The 20,299-nt window shown below is 45.9% G+C and carries 6 protein-coding genes and 2 pseudogenes; all 8 read left to right on the top strand.

Features of this window, described 5'->3' with window-relative positions; translation table 11 throughout:
* The first annotated feature begins 13 nt into the window (after positions 1–13).
* The 8 genes and pseudogenes from MY9_RS10055 to MY9_RS10020 all read left to right on the top strand — a co-directional run bounded on the left by MY9_RS10055 (position 14) and on the right by MY9_RS10020 (position 20,295).
* Positions 14–10,828 (top strand): non-ribosomal peptide synthetase, encoded by a 10,815-nt coding sequence (locus tag MY9_RS10055; protein WP_014664163.1) that lies wholly within the window; start codon positions 14–16, stop codon positions 10,826–10,828.
* Positions 10,829–10,835: 7 nt separating this feature from the next.
* Complete coding sequence (locus tag MY9_RS10050) at positions 10,836–14,675, top strand: non-ribosomal peptide synthetase (protein ID WP_081483622.1); 3,840 nt, start codon at positions 10,836–10,838, stop codon at positions 14,673–14,675.
* Positions 14,676–14,785: 110 nt separating this feature from the next.
* Positions 14,786–15,178: a DUF1360 domain-containing protein gene (locus tag MY9_RS10045; RefSeq protein WP_014476970.1), complete on the top strand. Its 393-nt coding sequence runs from the start codon at positions 14,786–14,788 to the stop codon at positions 15,176–15,178.
* 153 nt (positions 15,179–15,331) lie between these two features.
* A complete protein-coding gene (locus tag MY9_RS10040) occupies positions 15,332–16,864 on the top strand; it encodes a glycoside hydrolase family 10 protein (protein ID WP_014664161.1) in 1,533 nt (510 codons plus the stop codon).
* 117 nt (positions 16,865–16,981) lie between these two features.
* Positions 16,982–17,158, top strand: a pseudogene (locus MY9_RS21895) (GNAT family N-acetyltransferase); the annotation flags it as partial.
* Positions 17,159–17,162: 4 nt separating this feature from the next.
* Positions 17,163–17,369 (top strand): annotated as a pseudogene (locus MY9_RS21430) (DUF5367 family protein); the annotation flags it as partial.
* A gap of 90 nt (positions 17,370–17,459) precedes the next feature.
* On the top strand, positions 17,460–18,602 hold the full coding sequence (locus MY9_RS10025; RefSeq protein ID WP_014664158.1) for an acyl-CoA dehydrogenase: 1,143 nt from the start codon (positions 17,460–17,462) through the stop codon (positions 18,600–18,602).
* A gap of 43 nt (positions 18,603–18,645) precedes the next feature.
* Entirely contained in the window at positions 18,646–20,295 is a 1,650-nt protein-coding gene (locus tag MY9_RS10020; protein WP_014664157.1) for an AMP-binding protein, read from the top strand.
* Positions 20,296–20,299 lie beyond the last annotated feature (4 nt).

The raw sequence follows: 20,299 nt of genomic DNA, 5'->3' as shown, positions 1-20,299 counted from the left end.
GGGAGACATGAACATGACAAAAGCGAATTCAATTCAGGATATTTATCCGCTGTCTTACATGCAGGAAGGGATGCTTTTCCATTCCCTCCTGCAAAAAGATTCACAGGCATATGTTGAGCAAGCTTCTTTTACAATAGCAGGAAAAGTCAATCCGCAGTATTTTCAAAACAGCATCAATGCTCTTGTCGCAAGACACGATATTTTCAGGACGATTTTTATCAGTCAAAATGTTTCCTCTCCCCAGCAGGTTGTCCTGAGAGAACGCAATGTCGTCGTGCAGGAAAAAGACATTACGCATTTAAACAAAGAGAAGCAATCACAGTTTATCGAACAATTGAAAGAAAAAGACCGCGCTCAAGGGTTTCACTTGCAAAAAGATCTGCTCATGCGCATCACTCTGATTCAAACAGGAGAGGGCCAATACACTTGTATTTGGACCTTTCATCACATCATGATGGACGGCTGGTGCCTCAGCATTGTGTTAAAGGAGTTTCTTCATATTTATGCATCTTATGTAAATGAATCCGCTATATCACTAGAGCCGGTTCAGCCATACGGAAGGTATATCAAATGGCTGATGGAGCAAGACAAAGAGCAGGCGGTTTCATATTGGGATCATTACCTTTCCGGCTATGAACAGCAAACCATGCTCCCAAAACAGAAAAAAACAAAAGGGAGAAGCAGGCAGGAACACGTTACGTTTTCATTCTCTAAGAAAGAAAGCAGCAGGCTTTCGGAGCTTGCAGCAAGAGAAGAAGTGACACTCAGTACGATTTTCCATACCATTTGGGGCATTCTGCTTCAAAAATATAATAATCATGATGACGCCGTATTCGGTTCTGTCATGTCTGGAAGACCCGCCGAAATCGAAGGCATTGAACAAATGGTAGGTCTTTTCATTAACACGATACCGGTTCGGGTGCAGGGGGCAAAAACACCATTTCTACAGCTCATAAAAGATATGCAAAAAGACCGACTTGCCGCTGAAGCATACAGCTACCATCCTTTATATGAGATTCAAGCCCGTTCAGCGGTTAAGCAAGGGCTGATTGACCATATTCTCGTATTTGAAAACTATCCGGTGCAGCAAGAGATTCAAATGCTCAACAAACAGGACCATGCTTCAGATCTTTTTCAGATTCATAACTTCACTGTGGCAGATGAAACCAATTACAGCTTTTATCTTATGGTAGCGCCAGGAGAAGAAATCCATATGAAAATGAGCTATGATGCTGAGCAGCATGATCGGTCTTTTGTGCTTTCTGTCAAGGAGCATCTTCTGAATGTTGTATCGCAAATCTTACACAATCCGAATCTTTCACCTGGCGAAATCGAGATTACGACAGACACTGAAAAGCGGCAGCTGATTGGAGAAATCGCAGATCGAACACCAGTTTACGAAACCATCCATGCCATGTTTGAAACACAAGCAGAAAAGACGCCGGATGCTTATGCGGTAATTGATCAAGCCTGCTCGTTAACATACAAAGAACTGAATAAATCGGCTAACAAATTGGCGCGGCATTTACGAATGAAGGGTGTTGCGAGACAGGAGCCCGTTGCGATTATGATGGAACGCTCAGCGGCGTTTATCACAGGCGTTCTTGGAATCTTAAAGGCAGGCGGCGCTATTGTTCCGATTGATCCGTATTATCCAGCTGAAAGAATCCGTTATATTCTAAATGACTGCGGCTGTTCGCATGTTGTTTCACAAGCGCATCTCTCCTCATCGTTAGAAAACAATTATATTATCACTCATGCAGAAGATATCGAAAGCAAAGAAGACGGCAGTAACATGAAGTCAATCAATAATGCTGACGATCTGCTGTATATCATTTATACGTCAGGTACAACAGGTAAACCAAAGGGTGTTCAATTTGAGCATCGAAACATGGCTAACTTGCTGAAGTTCGAATATGCACACTCTGGCATTGATTTCGAAGCAGATGTTCTGCAATTTGCGACACCTGCCTTTGACGTCTGCTATCAAGAAATATTTTCTGCGCTTCTTAAAGGCGGCACACTGCACATCGTGCCAGAAGCCATAAAAAGAGATGTGCCTCAGCTGTTTGCATTTATAAACAAGCAACAGACCAATATTGTGTTTCTCCCAACTGCTTTTATCAAAATGATTTTCAGCGAGCAGCAACTGGCGAACTCGTTTCCTTATGGCGTCAAACACTTGATTGCAGCCGGGGAACAATTAATGATTTCAGACCTTTTCCAAGAGGTGTTACGTGAACGCGACATACACCTGCACAATCATTACGGACCTTCAGAAACTCATGTCGTATCAACGTATACCATTCATCCGGGAGACCCTATTCCGGAGTTTCCGCCAATCGGTAAACCGATAAGCTGTACTGATCTATATATTTTGAATCACCAAAAACAGCTGCAGCCATACGGCGTACCAGGTGAACTCTATATTTCCGGCGCAAGTGTTGCCAGAGGGTATGTCAATCACGATAAACTGACACGCGACAAATTTTCATCCGACCCATTCAGGCCTGGTGCGATCATGTACCGTACAGGTGATTTGGCCAGACGGCTTGAAGACGGCAACATCGAATATATCGGACGGGCAGACAATCAAGTGAAAATCAGGGGTTATCGAATTGAGCCGCAAGAAATCGAAGTCACGTTAATGAATCATCCGGACATAAAAGAGGCTGCCATTCTCATCAGACAAGATGAAAACGGTGAATATGAATTATGCGCTTACTATTGCAGTGTACAAAATCTGAATGCAATAGATTTACGCAGCTATATGGCTAGTGAGCTGCCAGAATACATGATTCCGGCGAAATGGGTATGGGTTGACAGCATACCTCTTACCCCAAATGGCAAAGTAGATCAATCAGCACTTCCAGAGCCAGATGCTTCGATCAGCGGAAATCCATATACTGCCCCTCGTAATCTGTTAGAGGCAAAGCTTTCACAACTATTTGAAGATGTGCTGAAGAATGGCTCTATAGGCATCCAAGACAACTTTTTTGATCATGGCGGCCACTCTCTAAAAGCAACAGTGCTGATGTCACGGATTGCAAAGGAATTTCATGTGCAAGTTCCGCTTAAGGACATTTTTGCCTATCCGACAGTGGAAGGGTTAGCTTCAATCATTCGAAATGCAGAAGAAAATCCGTATGCAGCAATTGAACCGGCAGAAGAAAGGGAGGCATATCCTGTATCTTCCGCTCAAAAACGGATCTATGTGCTTCAGCAGCTTGATGAGGGTGTCGCCTATAATATGCCTGCGGTCTTAGAACTGGAAGGGACACTGGATGTCGCTAACCTGTCTGCTGTATGTAAAGAACTGATCAGTCGGCATGAGCCTCTTCGAACTTCCTTTGTATCCGGGGCAGATGGCGAGCCTGTTCAGCGTATTCACACCGAGGTACCGTTTGAATTAAGCAGAGAGACCGATATCGAGAGATTTGTTCGTCCCTTTGATCTCAATCAAGCACCGTTATTTAGAGCGGGTCTTGTAAAAGTGTCGAACGAGAAGCATGTATTGCTGGTAGATATGCACCATATTATTTCAGATGGCGTATCCGTTCAGCTCCTAATCCGAGAATTCACCGATCTTTATGCAAAACGGCAGCTTAAGCCGCTGCGGATCCAGTATAAAGATTACGCCGTCTGGCAGCAGCTTTTTAGAAAGGGAGACTCGTATCAAAAGCAGGAGACTTACTGGCTGCAGCAGTTTAGCGGAGACCTCCCTGTACTAGAGCTCCCTACAGATAAACGCCGTCCGGCAGAACGGCAATTCGCAGGCGGAAAAGTAACCTTTCAAATGGATAAAGAGCTCACGTCCCGGATAAAACAGCTCGCCCATCAAAACAGCAGCACACTTTACATGACACTGCTCGCTTTGTATTCATCTTTTTTATCACGGTTAAGCGCTCAGGATGATATCGTAATTGGTTCACCTATCGCCGGACGGCCCCATGCCGATCTTGAAGCTGTTCTTGGGATGTTCGTCAATACATTGGCTCTCCGCACACGCCCGGCCGGTCATAAGACATTTGAAGAATTTCTGAAAGAAGTCAGACAAACGGCACTGGAAGCGTACGAGCATCAGGATTATCCGTTTGAAGAGCTCGTGGATAAACTCGGCGTACAGCGGGAAATGAGCCGGAATCCACTGTTTGACACAACGCTTGTCCTTCAGAATATGGAACAGCAAAAGCTGAAAATGAAAGATGTACAGCTTCAATGGAAGGACTTGCATCATCCAATATCAAAATTCGATATTTCCTTGTATGTTACAGAACACGATTCCGAACTTTTCTGTCAGTTTGAATACAGTACAGCTTTGTTTGAGAAAGAAACCATCCAAAGGTGGGCCGGCCTTTTCACCACGCTTGTGGAACACACAGCTGCCAGTCCTGAAACAGAATTGGACAACATTCCAATCTTAACAAAAGGAGAAGAGAGAGAGTTCATTGAAGCATGCCATCCGGTTCAGGAGACGGGCTATCTGATGAATCAAACGCTCCACCATGCACTCGAACAGCAGGCAGCAAAAACGCCTGATCAGACAGCCGTTATCTTTGAAGCTGGAGCGATGACCTATAAAGAATTGAATGAACAGGCTAACCGTATCGCCTGGGAGCTGATTGGACGGGGAGTAAAATCTGAAACAACAGTTGCCATTATGGGAAGGCGTTCGCCTGAAATGCTGATTGGCATTTATGGCATTCTTAAAGCGGGCGGCGCTTATCTGCCCATTGACCCGGATTATCCGGAAGAACGAATCAGCTTTCTGCTCAAAGACAGCGGTACAAACATTCTCTTGCTTCAGTCTGACGGCCTTCATGTTCCGGCATTTGCAGGAGAGATTCTTTATCTCAATCGGACAAATAACGGGCTGAAACATCGTTTGTCCAATCCGAATGTTAACGTTCTCCCGCAATCTTTAGCCTATGTCATCTATACATCCGGCTCTACCGGGATGCCTAAGGGCGTTGAAGTTGAACATCGATCAGCGGTGAATTTTTTGAATTCCCTTCAGTCCCGTTATCAACTGAAGCAATCAGATGTGATTATGCATAAAACATCTTATTCATTCGACGCTTCAATATGGGAGCTGTTTTGGTGGCCTTATGCCGGTGCTTCTGTTTATCTGCTTCCTCAGGGAGGCGAAAAAGAACCTGAAGTGATCGCAAAGGCCATAGAAGAACAAGAGATCACAGCTATGCATTTTGTGCCTTCAATGCTACATGCCTTTTTAGAACATATAAAAAATCGCTCTGTACCGATGAAGAAGCCAAACGGACTCAAGCGGGTGTTTTCCGGTGGAGAGCAGCTGGGGGCCCATCTCGTCTCCCGATTTAGCGAGTTGCTTCCAAATGTTGCATTAACCAATTCCTACGGGCCAACAGAGGCAACTGTAGAAGCTTCATTCTTTGATTGTCCGATGCATGAAAAACTTGAACGAATTCCTATTGGCAAACCTGTTCACCATGTCAGATTGTATATTCTCAATCAGAAGCATCGGATGCTGCCTGCCGGATGTATCGGCGAACTGTACATTGCCGGAGCGGGTGTGGCCAGAGGCTATTTGAATCGGCCGGCCTTAACGGAGGAGCGTTTTCTTGAGGACCCGTTTTACCCGGGGGAACGCATGTACAAAACAGGGGATATAGCCCGCTGGCTCCCTGACGGGAATATGGAATTCCTCGGCCGCACGGATGATCAGGTGAAAATCCGCGGCTACCGGATTGAGCCTGGAGAAATTGAAGCGGCGCTTAGAAGCATAGAAGGCGTCAGGGAGGCGGCCGTTACCGTACGGACAGACAGCGGCGAGCCGGAATTATGCGCTTATATAGAAGGACTCCCGAGAAACGAAGTGCGGGCGCAGCTTGAGAGACGGCTGCCGGGCTACATGATCCCAGCCCATATGATCGAGATGGAACAGTGGCCGGTTACGCCAAGCGGAAAGCTGGACCGGAACGCCCTGCCAGCTCCTAACGGAGCGGCAGATGCAGAGACCTACACAGCGCCAAGAAATGTGACCGAGATGAAGCTTGCCCAGCTGTGGGAAGACGTCCTGAAAAACGGCCCTGTCGGGATTCACGACAACTTCTTTGACCGCGGGGGACATTCCTTAAAAGCAACGGCGCTTGTCTCCCGAATCTCAAAAGAATTTGATGTACAGGTGCCGCTGAAAGATGTGTTTGCCCATCCGACGATAGAAGGACTGGCTTCTGTTATCCGTGAAGGAACGGACAGTCCATATGAAGCAATAAAGCCGACGGAACAGCGTGAGACCTATCCGGTTTCATCTGCCCAAAAGCGGATCTATGTCCTTCAGCAGCTGGAGGACGGAGGGACCGGCTACAATATGCCGGCTGTATTAGAACTGGAAGGGAAGCTTGATCCAGAAAGGCTGGACAGGGCTTTCAAAGAGCTGATCAAGCGCCACGAATCGCTGCGGACCTCCTTTGAACAGGATGGAGGCGGTGAGCCGGTGCAGCGCATCCATGACGAGGTGCCGTTCACATTACAGACGACAGTTCTCGGCGACCAAACCGAACAGGAGGCCGCAGCCGCGTTTATCAAGCCGTTTGATCTCAGCCAAGCGCCGCTGTTCCGTGCCCAAATCGTAAAGGTATCAGATGAGCGGCACCTGTTGCTGGTTGATATGCATCACATCATTTCAGACGGTGTTTCCGTCAACATTCTGATTCGGGAATTCGGAGAGCTGTACAACAACCGGGCCCTTCCGGCGCTTCATATTCAATATAAAGATTATGCCGTATGGCAAGAAGGATTCAAAACAGGAGACACGTACAAAACGCAGGAGGCGTACTGGCTGAAGCAGCTCGAGGGCGAGCTGCCGGTGCTGGATCTCCCGGCTGATCAACCCCGCCCGCCGGTGCGAAGCTTTGCGGGTGACAAGGTCTCCTTTACGCTTGATCAAGAAGCGGCATCAGGGCTTCACAAGCTGGCACGGGAGAACGGAAGCACACTGTACATGGTGCTCCTTGCGGCCTACACAGCGTTATTGTCACGCTTAAGCGGACAGGAAGATATCATCGTCGGCTCGCCAATTGCCGGCCGGCCGCACAAGGATCTCGAGCCGATACTCGGTATGTTTGTGAACACGCTGGCGCTGCGGGCACGCCCGGAGGGCGGGAAGCCGTTTGTACAGTATTTGCAGGAAGTGCGCGAGACTGCACTGGAAGCTTATGAGCACCAGGATTATCCGTTCGAAGAGCTTGTCGATAAGCTTGAATTGACAAGGGATATGAGCAGAAACCCGCTGTTTGATGCCATGTTAGTTGTCCAAAATAATGATTACGAGCCATTGCAACTGCATGATTTGCAAATGAAGCCGGCACAAGTTTCTCATCTCGTGTCTAAGTTCGATTTAACATTACAAGCATCTGAAGGTGACGGAAACATCCATTTCCTTTTTGAATATTCAACAGCACTGTTTGAGAAAACCACCATTGAACGCTGGGCGTCGCACTTGACAAATATACTTCGCATTATCGGCAAACACCCGGAGGTGACACTCAACCATATCGACGTCCTGACACAAGAAGAGCGGAACCAGCTGCTCAATGAGTTTAACACCGGGAAAGCGAATCAGTACGAAATACAAACCATCAGTCAATTGTTTGAACAGCAAGCTGCGCGAACACCAAAAGCGTCTGCACTTGTCAGCGGAGACAAAACACTGACTTATCAGGAGCTAGACGAGTGGTCCAATGGAATCGCACACACATTACGCAGCAGAGGTGTTAAACCGGACACACCAGTAGGCATCATGGTGCATCGTTCGTTTAGTATGGTGGCAGCCATACTTGGTGTGTGGAAAGCCGGAGGCTGTTACGTGCCCATTGATCCTGCATACCCGGCGGAACGGAAACGCTATATCCTAAGCGACAGCGGAACGAAACTGCTAATGACAGTAAATGAAGCGGATTGGGGAGAACTTGCTGATTTTGAAGGAGAGGTCTTGACGATAGAGAGCGCGGAGGCTTATGACAAATCGCCGCTGCCGCAAGTGTCGTCTGCCCATCATTTGGCTTATATCATTTATACTTCAGGAACGACGGGTTGTCCAAAAGGGGTGATGGTCGAGCATAAAGGGATTGCCAACACGCTTCTGTGGCGGCGAAACGCTTATGCATTCAACGAGACAGATGCCATCCTGCAGCTCTTTTCTTTCTCATTTGACGGCTTTTTAACTAGTATGTTCACACCGCTTTTGTCAGGTGCAAAAGCAGTTCTGCTTCATGAAGAGGAAGCAAAGGACATTCTGGCCATTAAGCATCAGCTGTCTCGTCACCGGATTACACATATGATTATTGTGCCTGTTTTATATCGAGCGCTTTTGGACGTAGTGCAGCCGGCAGATGTAAAGACACTTAGAGTCGTGACACTAGCGGGAGAAGCAGCTGACCGCGAATTGATCCACCGCAGCTTGGCCATTTGTCCGCATACCGAACTCGCCAACGAATATGGGCCTACAGAAAACAGCGTGGCAACTACCGTCATGAGACATATGGAAAAGCAGACATGCGTAAGTATCGGCCAGCCGATTGACGGGACCCAAGTACTGATTTTAAATAGCAGTCATCAGCTTCAGCCAATCGGTGTTGCGGGAGAACTTTGTATCGCTGGAGCAGGGCTTGCAAGGGGGTACGTCAATCTTCCGGAACAGACAGAGAGAGCCTTCATAAAGAACCCATTCAAACCTGAAACACGAATGTACCGAACAGGAGACGCCGCCAGATGGATGGCCGACGGAACACTCGAATATCTGGGAAGAATCGATGATCAAGTCAAAATTAGAGGATACCGTGTAGAAACGAAAGAAATTGAATCGGTCATCCGTTGTATAAACGGTGTACAAGACGCCGCAGTAGTTGCTCATGTAACAGCGTCAGGACAAACCGAATTAAGCGCTTATGTTGTGACAAAACCAGAGTTGAGCGCAAATACTGTACGCTCAGAATTACAAAACAAGCTGCCGGTGTTTATGCACCCTGCGTTTATTGAAAAACTGGATGCACTTCCATTGTCGCCTAACGGCAAGCTGGATCGCAGAGCACTTCCGAAACCCGTATCGAAGAGCGGAGCTGAACGTCCATTCCTCGCGCCAGCCAGCAAGATGGAACAAATACTGGCGGATATATGGACAGAAGTACTGGGGGCAGAAAAAATCGGAACTGCTGATTCGTTCTTTGAACTTGGAGGAGATTCGATCAAAGCGTTACAAGTATCCGCACGGCTTCATCGGATAGGAAAGCAACTGGCAGTAAAAGATTTGTTTAGCCATCCGACCATTCAAGAACTGGCAGCTTATATCCGTGATTCAGATACAAGTTCCAGCCAAGCTGCGGTTGAGGGAGACGTACAATGGTCGCCTGTTCAAAAATGGTTTCTTTCTCAAGAGATAAAAGAAAGAAACCATTTTAATCAGTCCGTTATGCTGCATCGGAGCACTTCTGTACAAGAGGAAGCACTTCGTAAAACGTTAAAAGCAATAACGTGTCATCATGATGCGCTGCGGATGGTATTTACACAGAATGAACAAGGAAAGTGGAGTCAATATAATCGGCCGCTCAGTCATTCGGACGACGCGCTGTACGGCCTTCAGATTATTGATTTGTCGGCTCCAGACGGCACTGATGGTAATAGACCGTATGAACCTCTTATCAAAACCCATGTACTTGATATTCAGCAGAAAATGGATTTGAAAAATGGTCCGCTGCTGCAAGCCGGTCTATTTCACACAATTGACGGTGATTTCTTATTTTTATCTGCTCATCACCTCGTTGTTGACGGTATTTCGTGGCGAGTGCTGTTAGAAGATTTGGCTTTAGGCTATCGTCAAGCTGCAGGCGGGGAAGAGATTCAGCTGCCGCCTAAAACAAGCTCATTTAAAGCGTATACGAAAAAGCTCTCTGACTACGCTGAAAGCCAGCAGCTAATGAAACAGCTTAAGTATTGGCGCGAAACCGAAGAATATCAAACAGAAGCACTGCCTTTTGATCAAATCGGCGGAACCAGAGAAAACGAGAGAAAACGGTCCACGATTTCGTATACCTTAAACGAGAAAGAGACAGTTGCGCTCTTAAAAGACGCCAACAGCGCATATAACACTGATACGCAGGACATGCTGCTGTCTTCTGTCATTCTTGCGCTGCACCATTGGACCAATCGATCCGCCTTCAAACTATCCTTAGAAGGACATGGTCGAGAGGGTGTATTAGACGGGATAGATGTGAGCCGTACGGTTGGATGGTTTACCGCCATTTATCCGTTATTGGTTAAACTGAACACAGACTTGCCAGCTTCGGAAGAATACATGGTTCATGTGCTAAAAACAACAAAAGATACACTGAGACGCGTACCGGACAAAGGATTCGGCTACGGTGTCATTAAATATTTGACGCCGCCTGACAAAAAAGACATCAATTTCACAGGCACGCCAGAAATCAGCTTCAATTATCTGGGGCAATTTGAAAGCAGCGGCCCAGCTGAAGTACCTGAAGAGGACTCCTTCTCATTCTCTCCGCTTGGTGCAGGAGATGATATCAGCACAACATGGAATCGTGAACAGTTACTGGATATCAGTGCAATCGCTGCAGAAGGGAAAATGACTGTCAATATGACTTATGACACTACCCGTTTTGAGCACAAAACCATCGAACAGCTTAGCGAAACATGCCGTCAATGTTTATTACAGCTGATCGAACACTGCCAGAACAAAAGAGAAACAGAAAAGACCATCAGTGATTTTGATGACCAAGAACTAACCGAGGACGCCCTGCAAGAGATTGCTGATATGCTCAGTTTTCACTAATGAATCCGTGAAGAAAGGTGCAGACATTATGAATAACATCAAAAAAATCAAGAACATTTATCCTCTGAGTCACATGCAGGAGGGAATGCTCTTTCATTCCTTCCTCCGTAAAGAGGAAGGGGCATACGTTGAACAGTCGCTCTTCACCATTAAAGGAAGCCTCAGTTATGAATGGTTTCAGCGCAGCATTCAAACCATCATCGACCGCCATGACATTTTCAGAACCGTCTTTTTGCCGCACGTCCCGCATTTGTCGGGACCTCGGCAAGTCGTGATGACTGAACGCGAATTTCATTTGTGCAGTGAAGACATTTCCCATCTGCCAACAAACGACCAGAATGAGTATATTGAATGCTTTAAGGAAAGAGACAAACAAAAAGGCTTTGATTTGCAAAAAGACATGCTGATGCGAATTTCTCTGTTCAAAACAGCTGAAGAGGAGCATGTCTGTGTCTGGAGCCATCATCACATTTTAATGGACGGCTGGTGCCTTGGCATCGTACTTCAGGAATTTATGCAGATTTATCAATCTATCTGTACAGGTAAAACACTTTCTTTAGCCCCTGTCCGTCCGTACAGCACCTATATTTCCTGGCTGACAAACCGTGACAAAGCACAAGCGGCGGAGTACTGGGATTCATATTTAAAAAACTACAGCACCCCATCACCGCTGCCTCGTGTGTCTGATAAAGAAACAAAAGAGGGGTATCTCCGTGAAGATTTGGTATTTTCATTAAGTAAGTCACTGACTGACAAGCTGAAAGAGAGTGCCAAACAACACGGCGTCACCCTCGCTACCCTAATTCAGGCCGTCTGGGGCGTTATGCTCCAGCAATATAACCGCACCGACGACGTTGTATTTGGTGCGGTTGTATCAGGCAGACCGTCAGAAATTCCGGGCGTGGAGCAAATGATAGGATTGTTTATCAATACCATTCCGGTTCGCATTAAAACACAGCAAGACGAAACGTTCCAAGAACTGCTCAGACGATGCCAGAAAGAAATGCTGGAAGCTGAGCCGTTTACCTGTCAGCCTTTATTTGATATTCAGGCAAACACCTCATTAAAACAGGAACTGATTGATCACATTATCGTCTTTGAAAACTATCCGTTACAGCAGAAAATCGCCGAATCCGCTGATCATACCGATTCACCGCTGCAAATCGATCAAGTACAAGTATCTGAGCAATCAGGATATCACTTTAATCTTGTCGTTGCTCCCGGCGAAGAACTTGTCATCAAATTCAGCTATAATGCGTTCGTTTACGATGCTGCCTGGATTAGCTGTATCAAAAGGCAATTTACACAAGCGCTGAGCACAGCGGCCCATCACCCTGATACGCCAATTGCTGATTTTTCTTTTCTTGATGCAACAGAAAAAGAGCAGATTGTCACACAGTTCAACAATACAAAAACAGAGTATCCAAAGAATCATACAATTATCGATTTATTTCGAGAACAAGCAGAAAAGACGCCAGACCATATCGCACTTGTGTGTGGGAATTTGACTTTTTCGTATGAAGAACTTGATAGACGCTCTAATTCACTCGCCAGAGCGTTATATCAAAAAGGGTTTCGGAAGAACGAGACAGCCGGCATATTGGCTGCTCATTCTGCCGAATTCATCATCAGTGTGCTTGCCGTTTTAAAAGCAGGGGGAGCATACCTCCCGCTTGATGCTGAGCTACCTCCTGAACGAGTCAGCTTTATGCTTGAGGAAACGCAAGCAAAAATGCTGATTGTTCAAAAGGGACTGGAGCAAAACGCTGCGTTCTCAGGAACATGTATCATTTCAGATGCGCAGGGATTGATGGAAGAGAACGATATCCCAATCAATATCACCTCCAGCCCGGACGATCTTGCATACATCATGTATACCTCAGGATCAACAGGCCGGCCAAAAGGCGTCATGATCACCAATCGCAATGTCGTGTCCCTTGTCAAAAACAGCAATTACACGTCTGCGTCCGTTGATGACCGATTTATTCTGACTGGATCTATCAGCTTTGACGCCGTCACCTTTGAAATGTTCGGGGCGCTATTAAATGGTGCAAGCCTTCATATCATTGATCAATCGACACTGCTGTCACCTGATCGGTTTGGGGCGTATTTGATTGAAAATGACATCACCGTGCTATTTTTAACGACAGCTCTTTTTAATCAGCTGGCACAGGTACGAGCAGACATGTTCAGCGGGCTCCATACATTATATGTCGGAGGAGAAGCACTCTCTCCCGCCCTGATGAATGCTGTCAGACATGCCTGTCCTGATCTTGCGCTTCATAATATTTACGGACCTACGGAAAACACGACATTTTCAACCTTTTTTAAGATGAAAAGAGATTATGCAGGGCCGATTCCGATCGGGAAACCAATCAGCAATAGCACCGCTTATATCTTAGATGCAAAAGGGCAACTTTTGCCAATAGGCGTTCCCGGCGAGCTTTGTGTAGGCGGCGATGGAGTCGCAAAAGGCTATTTGAACAGAGAAGATCTGACAACTGCTGTTTTTTCTCCACATCCTTTCTTGCCTGGAGAAAGAATATACCGTACCGGTGATCTGGCGCGCTGGCTACCCGATGGAAACTTAGAATACATCAGCAGGATGGACAGGCAGATGAAAATCCGCGGAAAACGAATTGAGCCCGCCGAAATTGAAGCGCGCCTGTTAGAAATGGAAGGTGTGCAGGAAGCGGCAGTGACAATGAGAGAAATTGATGGACAGGGACAGCTGTACGCTCATTACGTCGGCGATGACAAACGAACAGAAAAGGAGATACGTGCCGATTTGGCGCGTGTGCTCCCAGACTATATGATCCCGCAGCACTGGGTGCGTGTGGACCGGATGCCGCTTACCGGAAACGGAAAAATAGACCGCAGCGCTCTTCCTATACCAGAAAATAAGCCTGACAAACGGAAGGACATCATACTGCCAAGAAACTTGGTTGAGGAAGAATTGGCGAACATTTGGAAGCATGTTCTCGGTGTCAACACAATCAGTGTTGATGATGACTTCTTTGCACTTGGCGGACATTCACTAAAAGCGCTGCAGGTCATACACACACTGAAGCACCAGCAGCAAATTGATATACCGATTGATTTGTTATTCGAACATCCGACAATCGCTCAGCTTGCCGAAACACTTTACTCTAAACAGCTGACAGACGCAAATGAACAGCATGTGATCAAACTGAACCAGCACGGCGCGCAAAACCTGTTCTGCTTCCCGCCGATATCAGGATTTGGCATTTATTTCAAAGACCTTGCTTTATTGCTGAATGACAAGGCATCTGTCTACGGATTTCACTTTATAGAACACGACACCCGCATTGAACAATATGTTAATTGCATCACGGACATACAGCCTGAAGGCCCATACGTTTTATTAGGCTACTCCGCAGGCGGAAACCTGGCTTTTGAAGTGGCACAGGCTATGGAGCGCAAAGGATTGGAAGTCAGCGACTTCATTATCGTGGACGCTTATCTCAAAAAACAGTCTTTGCCTATCGATACAGGAAATGACGAATCTGCAGCATATCTGCCTGAAGCGGTCAGAGAAAAGGTGATCAAGAAAAAGAGAAACTATCAGGCATATTGGGCACAATTGCTGAATGAAGGGCGCATCAAAGCAAACATTCATTTCATTGAAGCTGGAATTCAAACCGAAACCAGCGGACATACAGGCTTGACGAAATGGGAGGGAGCCTGTGGAACCTACAGTGAGTACACGGGCTTTGGCGCTCATAAAGACATGCTGGAAGGAATATATGCTGAAAAGAATGCTGACATCATCCTCGACATAATAGACAAGATCACTTTAAATAACGCGATACTGCAAAAACGATAAGCAAATTAGCGGACAGAGGCATGCATTCTCTGTCCGTCTTTCTGTTTGTACAAGAATGGATAAAGGACACTAGGGAATGATAACATCATCCTTTTTCTTGGAGGCTTCCCATGGATCACCTATCTTTTCTTACATTTATCATGCTGATTCTAGCCAGTTACAGGCTAACACATTTGATTGTATTCGACAAAATCACAGAATTTATCCGAAAACCTTTTATGAAAAAGAAAAGGATTGTAGATCAAAACGGGCATGTAGACGAAAAAAGCGTGCCGGCTTCTAATTTTGGATACATGCTCAATTGCTACTGGTGTGCCGGTGTTTGGTGTGCCATCTTGATCGGACTTGGCTATCTTTTTTTGCCTCGTATTGCTATACCGCTGATCTTTATTTTAGCCATCGCCGGGGCACAAGCGATCCTTGAAACGGCTGTCGGTGTCGGCGTAAAACTCATTGATGTGTTAAAAAGCCTGCAAACCATGATGAATGATAAAAAGTCCTAAAAGCGGCTCACAACATGCTTTAGGACTTTTTTCGTTTATTTAGTGAGATAGACATAAATCCTGATTTCTTCATTCTGTTAATCACCCTTTTATAGCCCGGGAATACCGTAATAGCGAATAGTGAAAGTGATGTAATGGGGGAGAAGAAACAGAATGAAGGTTTGCCAAAAGTCGATTGTCCGTTTCCTTGTCAGCTTGATCGTCGGAACGTTTGTCATCTCCGTTCCGTTTATGGCCAATGCACAGTCTGACAGGGAGCTGAGAGCCGTATGGATAGCTTCCGTATTGAACATTGATTGGCCGTCAAAAAAAGGGTTATCGGTTGAAAAGCAAAAGCAGGAGTATAGCAAACTGCTGAATGATGTGCAAAAAATGGGAATGAATGCCGTTATTGTTCAGATTAAACCTACGGCTGATGCCTTTTATCCATCCGCTTACGGACCTTGGTCTGAATACTTAACAGGTGTCCAAGGGAAAGACCCGGGCTATGATCCGCTTGCATTTATGATTGAGGAAACCCATAAACGAAATTTGGAATTTCACGCGTGGTTTAATCCTTACCGTATTACGATGAATCATACAGATCTTAATAAATTGTCTGAAGATCACCCGGCAAGAAAACATCCAGACTGGGTTGCCGCCTATGGAAACCAGCTGTATTATCATCCGGGCATTCCAGAAGCGAGAGATTTTATCGTTAAAGGCATTGAAGAAGTCGTAAAACATTATGATATCGATGCCGTTCATATGGATGATTATTTTTATCCTTATAAAATAGCGGGAAAGGAATTTCCTGATCAAGCACAGTATGAACAATACGGAAAACACGCTTTTTCGAATATTGATGACTGGCGGCGGGACAATGTGAACCAGCTTGTCAAACAAATCAACCAAACAATTAAAGCTGCAAAACCATATGTCAAATTCGGCATTAGTCCCTTTGGCGTATGGAGAAACGCCGCAGATGACCCGACCGGATCGAATACAAAAGCAGGCGTCAGAAATTATGACGACCTATATGCAGACACAAGACATTGGATCCAAGAAGGTGACATCGATTATATCGCTCCGCAAATTTATTGGAGTATCGGCTTTAACGCAGCGGCTTACGACGTGCTGGCTGATTGGTGGAGCAATGAAGTTAAAAATAGGCCTGTTCACTTATATATTGGCCAGGCAGCATATAAAATCAATAACAATTTTGATCCGCCTTGGTCCGACCCCGAGGAATATGTGCGGCAAATCACATTGAACCGTCAGCATGAGCTGGTAAAAGGAAGCATGCATTTCAGCCTCAAGGACCTCAACAAAAATCCGCTTGGCATCAAAGACAGGCTCATCACTGATCTTTACAGCAAGCCGGCATTGGTTCCGCAAATGCCTTGGATTGACAGTACCGCTCCAAAAAAACCGAAGCTTACAAAAGTCATCGAAAACAAAAACGGCAACCTTCTGCAGATTAAAGACCATCCATCAAATCAAAAAACGAAAGAAACAGCCTATTACGCAATATACAGAGCCGAAGGGAAAAAGCACAAAACATTGCTGGCAACGCAAAGAAAAACACATGAGCAGCAAACCTTCTTAGATAACTCGGCAGATCCTAACAAGAAATATACGTATTATGTCACCTCAGCAGACCGGCTTCATAATGAAAGCAAGGCTTCCAAACGAACAACAAAATAAGAAATGAGACGGACGGCTTTCCAAGTCGTCTTTTTTTAAAAAATGATGTTAAAAACAGGAAATGATGATAAGCCGCTGAATTTTTATAGAAACAAAAAAAGCAAGGGAGAGACTCGCATGAATGTGGAAGCGGTGTTTGGACATTTTCCAGTATTGGAATCTGAGAACCTAGTACTAAGTAAAATCGAAGAGATCCATGTACAGGACGTGTTTTCGATCTATGATAATGAAAAAGTATTCGATTACTGCGGAATCATCCCGAAACATAACATAAAAACAGTACATAACATGATTACCCAAACTCGACCGACCACAGTACGCGGTGATCAAGCTCGGTATATGGGGGTCAGCGGTCGGTTTATTGATTGATACGATTTCCCTTTGGAATCATCCCTTTATCTTCCCGGCTCTATCAAAGGGCCAAGTCATTGCGTTTGCGATATGGATGGTATGCGCCTACTGCATGTATTTGCTCATTCCGCTGATATTGTCACATAAAAAATGATTCAGTTTTAATTTTCAGACTTTTCTTGTCAGGGAATGATTATAGAACTCGCCTAATAAAATGTTACAAAGATGTGAAGGGGGAAACGACGTGAATTTTGAGCTGACAAAAGAACAACAAATGGTGCGTGAAATGGTAAAAGATTTTGCGAAAAAAGAAATTGCTCCTCACGCTGAACATGTAGATCAAACGGGCGAGTTCCCGATCCAAACATTTAAAAAAATGGGTGAACTCGGGCTGATGGGTATTCCATTTCCAGAAGAGTACGGCGGATCTGGCGGTGATACGATTTCATATGCCTTAGCGGTTGAAGAAGTCGGCAAAGCTTGCGGCAGTACTGGATTAAGCTACGCTGCAGCGGTCTCATTAGGCGCCAGCCCTCTTTATTACTTTGGAACAGAAGAACAAAAACGGACGCATTTGACGCCGCTGGCTTCGGGAACAGCACTCGGATCATTCGGCCTGACGGAACCAAATGCCGGCTCAGATGCGGGAGGCACTCAAACAAAAGCGATTTCAAATGGTGACGAATATGTAATCAACGGCGAAAAGTGCTGGATCACAAATGCAAGCTACGCACGGACAGTTATTGTGACCGCGGTAACAGGCAAAAACAAAGACGGAAAAAACATCATCTCCGCATTGATTGTGCCAACTGACACACCAGGACTCACGATTACGAGCCCGTACGATAAAATGGGCGTCCGCGGTTCGAATACAGCAGAAATTTTGCTTGAGGATGTAAGAGTGCCTGCGGGCAACTTACTCGGCGATCCAACAAAAGGATTTAAACAATTTCTATATACGCTGGACGGCGGGCGAATCTCCATTGCTGCTCTTGCGGTTGGCATTGCCCAGGCGGCACTTGACGCATCATTGGCATATGCGAAAGAACGGAAGCAATTTGGACAGCCGATTTCTTCCTTCCAAGCGATTCAATTTAAGCTTGCTGACATGGCGATGGAAATTGATCTGGCACGGCAAATGGTGTTAAAAGCCGCCTGGCTGAAAGACCATAATCGTCCGTTCACAAAAGAAGCGGCGTACGCCAAGCTGTTCGCTTCTGAAATGGCGACTAGAGCTTGCAATCAAGCCATTCAAATCCATGGAGGTTCAGGATATATGAAAGAGTACGGGGTGGAACGGATGCTGCGGGATGCAAAATTAATGGAAATTGGTGAAGGCACATCTGAAATTCAGCGCCTCGTGATCGCCAGACAGCTTTTAAAATGAAAATGTAAACGCTTTCTAATCATTAAGAAAGGAGGAACAATCAATGGCTGAACTCATCCATTCCACAATCGGCAGGCTGCTGGAACAAACAGCTGAAGCGCATCCCCATCGAGACGCGGTTGTGTATCCAGACCGGAATATCCGCTATACGTACGCCCAATTTGACAGTCTGTGCCGTCAAACCGCTAAAGGTCTTATGCGGATGGGGATTGGAAAAGGAGATCACGTCGCCATATGGGCTTCTAATATCCCTGAATGGCTTGCCGTGCAGTTCGCAACTGCGAAGATCGGAGCCGTGCTCGTAACCGTCAATACCAATTATCAAGCACACGAGCTTGATTACTTGTTAAAGCAATCGGATGCCGCGGCACTTATCATCATGGATTCATACAGGGGCACTTCTTATCCAGACATCGTGAACAGTTTAATACCAGAACTGCAAGAAGCAAAGCCCGGCCAACTGAAATCTGAACGCTATCCCTTTTTAAAAACGCTGATCTATATTGGCAATAAACGATTGCCTGGCTTGTATCAGTGGGACGATATAGAGATATTGGCAAAAACAGTGACAGATGCTGAGCTGGAAGCAAGAATGAACAGCCTGGATAAAGACGATGTGATTAACATGCAATACACATCAGGAACAACAGGGTTTCCAAAAGGCGTGATGCTGACCCATTTTAATGTCATCAATAACGCTGCCAATATCGCTGAATGTATGGCTTTATCCGCTCAAGACCGCATGTGCATCCCGGTTCCGTTTTTTCACTGCTTCGGATGCGTGCTCGGGGTTTTGGCATGTGTGTCCGTCGGGGCAGCCATGATACCTGTTCCAGAATTTGATCCCGTTACCGTCCTTAAAACGGTAGAAAAAGAGAAATGCACAGCGCTGCATGGTGTGCCTACCATGTTTATCGCCGAGCTGCATCATCCGGATTTTGATGCATATGATCTATCAACGCTCCGAACAGGCATCATGGCCGGCTCTCCCTGTCCAAGTGAAGTAATGAAAGCTGTGATTGAAAGGATGGGCATGAAAGACATTACAATCGCCTATGGACAAACAGAAGCCTCGCCGGTCATTACGCAAACGAGGGCAAATGATTCCTTCATAAGAAGAGTCGAAACAACCGGCCGAGCCCTGCCGCATACTGAAGTGAAAATTGTAGAGCCCGGGACATGCCAAGAAGTTCAAAGAGGCGTGCAGGGAGAGCTATGCACCCGCGGCTATCACGTCATGAAAGGCTATTATAAAGACAAAGAAGCGACCAGAAAAGTAATCAATCATGACGGATGGCTATTTACAGGAGATCTTGCTGTCATGGATGAAGACGGGTACTGCCGTATCACCGGAAGATTAAAAGATATGCTCATCAGAGGCGGGGAGAACATTTACCCGCGGGAAATTGAAGAATTTTTATACCGGCATCCCGCTGTTTTAGACGTACAGGTCGTTGGTGTGCCTGACGCCAAATTCGGGGAGGAGGCTGCAGCCTGGATTAAACTAAAAGACGGTAAAAGCGTTTCATCTGATGAGCTTAAAGCCTATTGCAAAGGAAAAATCGCCCGCCACAAAATTCCGCGTTATGTGATTTTTACAGACGACTATCCGATGACGGCTTCAGGTAAAATTCAAAAATATAAACTGCGAGAAAAAACCATTGAAATGTTCAACTTATCATCAACTCAATGAGGTG

The sequence above is a fragment of the Bacillus sp. JS genome, assembly GCF_000259365.1.
GTDB lineage: Bacteria > Bacillota > Bacilli > Bacillales > Bacillaceae > Bacillus > Bacillus stercoris.
This window is presented reverse-complemented; position numbering and strand designations above follow the sequence as displayed.

Bases quoted from the DNA above. Each gene is read 5' to 3' on its own strand.
- MY9_RS10045 (WP_014476970.1), top strand. From the start codon at position 14,786: ATGGATCACCTATCTTTTCTTACATTTATCATGCTGATTCTAGCCAGT.
- MY9_RS10040 (WP_014664161.1), top strand. From the start codon at position 15,332: ATGAAGGTTTGCCAAAAGTCGATTGTCCGTTTCCTTGTCAGCTTGATC.
- MY9_RS10055 (WP_014664163.1), top strand. From the start codon at position 14: ATGACAAAAGCGAATTCAATTCAGGATATTTATCCGCTGTCTTACATG.
- MY9_RS10020 (WP_014664157.1), top strand. From the start codon at position 18,646: ATGGCTGAACTCATCCATTCCACAATCGGCAGGCTGCTGGAACAAACA.